This is a genomic window from Nigerium sp. (assembly GCF_039811905.1).
GTDB lineage: Bacteria > Actinomycetota > Actinomycetes > Propionibacteriales > Propionibacteriaceae > Propioniciclava.
The window spans coordinates 1-4,160 of the sequence record NZ_JBDHZL010000155.1; the positions used below are offsets into that span (position 1 = coordinate 1).

Genomic DNA, 4,160 nt, shown 5'->3' on the forward strand with positions numbered 1-4,160 from the left:
GGCTCCGGCTCGGGCTCTGCGGGAGCAGGCTCCGGCTCCGCGGACGCGGGCTCGACCGCCTCGGGGACCTCGACGGACTCCTCCGGCGCCGGCTCGGTGGCATCCTCGGGCTGCGCCCCACCGGCGGCGATCTCCTCGGCGGTCTCGTACTCGGCGGTCGGGGCGACCTCGAGGTTCGCGGCCTCCCCGTCGATCACGGCCTCGGCCTGCTCGTCGGCCTCGGCCTGCTCGTCGACCTGGGCCTCCTCGTCATGGAGGCCCTCCGCGACCGGCGCCTCCTCGGCCGCCGCCTCCGACTCCTGGAACGCCACGACCTCGGGCGCGACCGGCGCGTGGTCGCGCAGCCCCGCCGACGGCTCGCGCGACTCGTCCTCGGGCTGGGTCGCCGGCTCGGCGACCTCCTCCTCCGCGACCGCGTACTCCTCGGTCTCGGGGGCGGCCGGCACCGTGCGGCGGAGCTCGTCGGCGATGCTCGCCGGGGACGCCTGCGCGGCCTCCTCAGCCTGCCCGTCGGACGCCTCCGCGGTCTCGTGCTCGGCCCCCGCCGAATCGACGTCCCGCTGCTCCACGGGCGCACCCAGCGGCTCCTCCTCGCCCTCGAACGCCGGCTCCTCCGCCGCCGCCCCGAACGAGCCGGACGCCTCCGGTCGCGGCTCCTCGTCCTCGGCACCGCTCGCGCCGGCGTCCGCCGCCACGTCCTCCGCAACCACATCCTCCCGCGCTCGCCGCGGCGCGGCGTCGCCCTCGGAGGGGCGCGCCTCCTCGCTCACCGCGCGACGGGCCTCCGGCTCGTCGGGCACGACGGTCGTGCCACCGTCGTCGGGGGCGTCGATGACCGTGCCCGGCGCCGGTCCGTCGGGGATCGCCGACCCCTCGGTCGCGGCGCGCTCCGGCGCCGCCGGCGCGGACGACGACCTCCTGCTCCGCCCGACCAGAAACACGACCAGCGCGATCACGACGATCGCGACGATCAACCAGCCCCACCACTCCATGTCGACCCTCCTTATCAGGCGTCCGTTCGCGACCAACCCTACCGAGCGGCGCCCCGCGCCAGCCACGCCCCACGCGCCCCGGTCGGCGTGTGATCCCGTCAGACCCGGGCGGTCCCGCGCCATGCAGAAGGCTCCAACCCGAGGACGCCGCCGCCCGCCGACGCCCCGTTCGGTAGGCTTGCACCCACCGGCAAGCCGCCGGGGGCTTTTGTCAACACCGCCGCCCCCGCGGCGGGTACCACAGCGAGGTGAGCGGCATGAGGCATTCCATCGCGCTCGACGCAGGTCAGAGCACCAGCAAGCTGCGGGCCACCGCCGACCACGGGTACGTCACGGCGCGGTACCCCGGCGTCCTGACCGACCGCCCGCTGCCCGGCCAGTGGGTCGCGACGGTCAAGCGCTTCCTCTCCGAGCACCCCGACATCGCGCCCAGCGAGTTGGCCATCGGCTCCAGCGGGCTCGCCGAGGAGACGGCCCACGACATCATCGACGAACTCGCCCCGCTGGGCATCGTCCGGGTGGCGCTCGCGCACGACTCGATCACCTGCTATCTCGGCAGCCTCGGCGAGCAGCAGGGCGCCATGATCGCGGCGGGCACGGGCACGATCTGCCTCGGGGTCGGCCCCCGCGGCATGGCCCGGGTCGACGGCTGGGGCTGGATCGTCGGCGACGCCGGCTCCGCGTTCTGGATCGGGCGCACCGCGTTCGAGGCCGCCCTGCGCGGCTACGACGGACGCCGCAGGCTCACCGCGCTCACCGACCTGTTCGCCGAGGACTTCCCCGACCTCGAGAAGGCCTACCTCGCGATCCAGGCCGACGACAACAAGGTGTCGCGCATCGCGTCCTACGCCACGAAGGTGAACGCGCTGGCGAGCACCGACCGGGTCGCCGCCAACATCATCGACAAGGCGGCGGCGCACCTGTCGGAGGCGGTGCAGGCGGCGCTGCGCCGGGTCGGGCTGAACGGCCCGGAGACGCCGAAGGTCGCGGTGCTCGGGCAGGTCTTCGAGTCCGACCGGCTGCGCAACCGCTTCGTCGACTACCTGACGCTGCAGTGGCCCTCGTTCGCCCTCACCGAGCCGGTCGGCGACATCGTCGACGGCACGGCCGCCCTCCTCACCCTCGACGGGCACCACCCGCTGTACGACCACGTCTCGTTCGCCGAGCGCGGCTGACCCCCGCCCGGCCTCAGACAGCAAGGGACGCCGCCCACGCGGGCGGCGTCCCTGTCTTTCTGCTCGTCGGCCGGCTCAGACGGCCGCGAGGAACCGTTGGACGCTCGCGAAGAACGGACGCCCGTCGAGCGACGGCCCGGTGAGCGGGTCGACGTTGTGCTCGGGATGCGGCATGAGGCCGACGACGTTGCCGCGCTCGTTCGTGATGCCCGCGATGTCGTTGCGGGAGCCGTTCGGGTTGCCGAGGTAGCGGAACGCGACGCGCCCCGAATCCTCCAGCATGCGGAGCGTCTCGTCGTCGGCCGTGTACGCGCCCTCGCCGTTCTTGAGGACGATGACGATCTCCTGCCCCTCGGTGAACTCCGACGTCCAGGCCGTGGCGGTGTTCTCGACGCGGAGCAACTGGTCGCGGCAGACGAACGTGCGGACGTCGTTGCGGATCAGCGCACCGGGCAGCAGGTGCGACTCGCAGAGCACCTGGAAGCCGTTGCAGATGCCCAGCACCGGCATGCCCGCGTTCGCGGCGTCGATCACGGACGCCATCACCGGCGAGAACCGCGCGATCGCGCCGCAGCGCAGGTAGTCGCCGTAGGAGAAGCCGCCGGGCAGGACGACCGCGTCGACGCCGTTCAGCGAGTCGGACGCATGCCACAGCGGCACGGCCTCCGCCCCGCAGAGGGTCACGGCGCGGGCGGCGTCGTGGTCGTCGAGCGAGCCGGGGAAGGTGACGACGCCGATCCTGGTCACTGATCCACCCGGACGTCGAACGACTCGATCACCGTGTTCGCCAGCAGCTTCTCGGCGGCCTGCCGGACCTCGTCGAGCCGCTCGGGCGTCGCGTCGCCGTCGAGCTCGACCTCGAACCGCTTGCCCTGCCGGACCGTCAGGCCCTCGAACCCGAGGCGCTTGAGCGCGCCGGTCACCGCCTTGCCCTGCGGATCGAGAATCTCGGGCTTCGGCATCACGTCAACGATCACTCGCGCCATGGCTCAGATCCTATCGGTGGAGGACGCCGCGGGCCCGGCCGGGTCGAAGGGCGTCCCGGTGAGGCGCTCGTACGCCTCGACGTAACGGGCGCGGGTGGCGTCGCGGACGGCGTCCGGGAGGGGCGGCGGCGGGGTGTCGGACGCCTTGTCCCAGCCCGATTCGCGCGTCAGCCAGTCCCGGACGAACTGCTTGTCGAAGCTCGGCAGCGACTCCCCCGGACGCCAGGCCTCGGCGTCCCAGAAGCGGGACGAGTCGGGCGTGAGCACCTCGTCGGCCAGCACGAGGGTGCCGTCGGGGCGGCGTCCGAACTCGAACTTCGTGTCGGCCAGGATGATGCCTCGCTCGCGGGCGATGTCGGCCGCGGCGGAGTAGACCGCGAGGGTGGCGTCGCGCAGCTCGGCGGCCGTCTCGGCTCCGTGCAGCTCGGCGATGCGCTCGAACGAGACGTTCTCGTCGTGCTCGCCGAGCGGGGCCTTCACGGCGGGCGTGAAGATCGGCTCGGGGAGACGGTCGCCGTCGCGCAGTCCGTCGGGCAGGCCGATGCCGCAGACGGTGCGGGACGCCTGGTATTCCGCCCAGCCAGAGCCGGTCAGGTAGCCGCGCGCGACGCACTCGACGGGGATCATGGCGAGCTTCTCCACGACGATCGCGCGCCCGCGGACGGCGTCGGGCACGTCGGTGGAGACGACGTGGTTCGCCAGCCCCGTGAGGCGTCCGAACCACCACAGGGAGAGTTGCGTGAGCACCGCCCCCTTGTCGGGGATGGGCGTGGCGAGGATGTGGTCGTACGCCGAGATGGCGTCCGTGGCGACCATCAGCATGCGCGGCTGGTCGCCGTCGGCGGGCCAGTCGTACAGGCGGCGCACTTTGCCGGCGTGAAGGAGGGGCAGGTCGAGTCCGAACGGATCGCTCACCCGGGCAGCCTAGTGCGTGCGCGCGCCTCCGCGGGCGTCCGCACACCTCGTGAGCACGCCCGCGCTCGAGCTCAAGGCGGACCCCGTGTGCG

At 73.3% G+C, this 4,160-nt stretch carries 3 protein-coding genes and 1 pseudogene; 1 reads left to right on the top strand and 3 read right to left on the bottom strand.

Annotation, left to right across the window (positions count from 1 at the left end; translation table 11 throughout):
- Window positions 1-992: hypothetical protein (locus WMJ97_RS14505; RefSeq protein WP_347349719.1), on the bottom strand; the 992-nt coding region annotated here is incomplete at its 3' end.
- A gap of 257 nt (window positions 993-1,249) precedes the next feature.
- On the opposite strand from WMJ97_RS14505, the gene WMJ97_RS14510 reads away from it, so the two are divergent.
- Window positions 1,250-2,167, top strand: a complete 918-nt coding sequence (locus WMJ97_RS14510; RefSeq protein WP_347349720.1) for a BadF/BadG/BcrA/BcrD ATPase family protein — start codon at window positions 1,250-1,252, stop codon at window positions 2,165-2,167.
- A 75-nt stretch (window positions 2,168-2,242) separates the two neighbouring features.
- Here WMJ97_RS14510 and purQ read toward each other — a convergent pair whose 3' ends face one another.
- Both purQ and WMJ97_RS14520 read right to left on the bottom strand, forming a co-directional pair.
- A complete protein-coding gene (purQ, locus tag WMJ97_RS14515) occupies window positions 2,243-2,914 on the bottom strand; it encodes a phosphoribosylformylglycinamidine synthase subunit PurQ (RefSeq protein WP_347349721.1) in 672 nt (223 codons plus the stop codon).
- A pseudogene (locus WMJ97_RS14520) lies at window positions 2,911-4,068 on the bottom strand (phosphoribosylaminoimidazolesuccinocarboxamide synthase). Before WMJ97_RS14520 ends, purQ begins: the two are co-directional and overlap by 4 nt.
- Between the last annotated feature and the right edge of the window lie 92 nt (window positions 4,069-4,160).

Bases quoted from the DNA above. Each gene is read 5' to 3' on its own strand.
- WMJ97_RS14510 (WP_347349720.1), top strand. From the start codon at position 1,250: ATGAGGCATTCCATCGCGCTCGACGCAGGTCAGAGCACCAGCAAGCTG.